The organism is Trebonia kvetii (assembly GCF_007827045.1).
Lineage (GTDB): Bacteria > Actinomycetota > Actinomycetes > Streptosporangiales > Streptosporangiaceae > Trebonia > Trebonia kvetii.
Genome location: NZ_RPFW01000086.1, coordinates 1 through 255, shown reverse-complemented (window position 1 = coordinate 255; position 255 = coordinate 1). Strand labels below are relative to the sequence as shown.

At 72.5% G+C, this 255-nt stretch carries 1 protein-coding gene; it reads left to right on the top strand.

All coding sequences use genetic code 11. The features are described 5' to 3' along the window. On the top strand, positions 1-255 hold a 255-nt coding region (locus EAS64_RS43080), incomplete at both ends, for a recombinase family protein (protein ID WP_187366590.1).

Here is a 255-nt window from a genome sequence, read left to right as displayed (position 1 = left end):
GCCGGGCAGCTGCGCTGGGGCAGGCGCACCCACGCCCGCGTCCTGGGCGTGCTGAAGAACCCGTGCTACGCGGGAGCCTACGTGCACGGCCGCTACACGTCCCGGCGCACCATCGAGCCAGATGGCACCGTGCGCACCGGGCTGCTGGAACGGCCCCGGGCCGAGTGGCCGGTGCTGATCAAAGACCACCACGAGGGCTACGTCACCTGGGCGGACTACCTGGCGCACGAGGGCAGGCTGGCGGCCAACCAGACC